This window comes from Hydrogenophaga sp. OTU3427 (genome assembly GCF_038440225.1).
Lineage (GTDB): Bacteria > Pseudomonadota > Gammaproteobacteria > Burkholderiales > Burkholderiaceae_C > Hydrogenophaga.
Map to the genome: position 1 here is coordinate 1 of NZ_JASATI010000104.1, position 1,323 is coordinate 1,323.

Genomic DNA, 1,323 nt, shown 5'->3' on the forward strand with positions numbered 1-1,323 from the left:
CATCCACCAGAGCTGCCTGAAGGCCGGCATCGTGCCGCGCGAGATCGCCGACCTCTCCGCGCTGCAGACGGTGGGCTCCACCGGCTCGCCGCTGTCGCCGGAGGCTTGCCGCTGGTTGTACGATGCCGTGAAACCGGACCTGTGGCTCAACGTCGTCTCCGGCGGCACGGACCTGGCGGGCGGCTTTCTCGTCGGCCTGCCCACGCTGCCCGTTTATCTGGGCGAGATGCAATGCCGCGCGCTGGGCGCGCGCGTCGAGGCCTGGAGCGACGAAGGCCGGACGCTGCCGGGCGAAGTCGGCGAGCTGGTATGCGTGAACCCGTTGCCCTCGATGCCGCTGTTCTTCTGGGGCGATGAAGACGGGAGCCGCCTGCGCGAGAGTTACTTCGATACCTTCCGCGACGCGCAGGGCCACCCGGTCTGGCGCCATGGCGACTGGCTGCGGCTGGTGCCGCGGCCCGACGTCGTCGGCGGCGTGATTTACGGCCGCTCCGACGCCACCATCAACCGCCAGGGCGTACGCATGGGAACGGCAGAGCTCTATCGCGTGGTGGAACAGATCGATGAGGTGGCCGACAGCCTGGTCGTGGACCTCGAATACCTGGGCCAGCCTTCGTGGATGGCGCTGTTCGTGCAACTGCGTTCCGGGCTGGAGCTGGGCGACGAGCTGCGCCAGCGCATCCGGCAGGCGCTGCGCGTGGGCCTGTCGGTGCGCCACGTACCGGACGAGGTCCTGCAGGTGCCGGCCATCCCGCGCACCGTCACCGGCAAGAAGCTGGAGCTGCCGGTGAAGAAGCTGCTGCTGGGGCACCCCGTGGAGAAGGTGGTCAACCGCGACGCGGTGGCCCAGGTCGCGAGTATCGACTGGTTCGTGGACTTCGCGGCGCGGCGCGCGCTGCAGGCGGCCGCGAACTAGAGCTGCGACACGGACTCGCCGACGCTCGGTCTGCAGACATGCAGTCGACATAAACGACGTTTTCCTGAAAGCAGGGGCCATGTGACAGCAGCGCTCAATGTGCTGATGGGCGATCTGAGGATCGGCGGGGTTGCGTGCGTGAGTTGACGTTCGATGGCAGCGGTCGTACTTGGGCAGGCGACAGTCGCGCCAGCACGTTGGACGTCAGCACCGCCTCCGGGACCGGTCACTCGGCTAGCGAAAGTCTGCACAGGTGGAATGACCGGTAGATGATCGCGACGGCTCTTGTTGGGCTCGGATCCGAACTACCGCAACCGCTGCAAACCGGGTATCGAACCGAAATTTACGCCGGTCGCGCAGCGTCTTCCCGCATGGATGAATTCCTCCTCCGATGCAAGCTTCTGTCA

General features: G+C 66.7%; 1 pseudogene. It reads left to right on the forward strand.

The features are described from left to right. A pseudogene (locus tag AAHB17_RS24440) lies at positions 1-916 on the forward strand (acetoacetate--CoA ligase); the annotation flags it as partial. Positions 917-1,323: the final 407 nt, after the last annotated feature.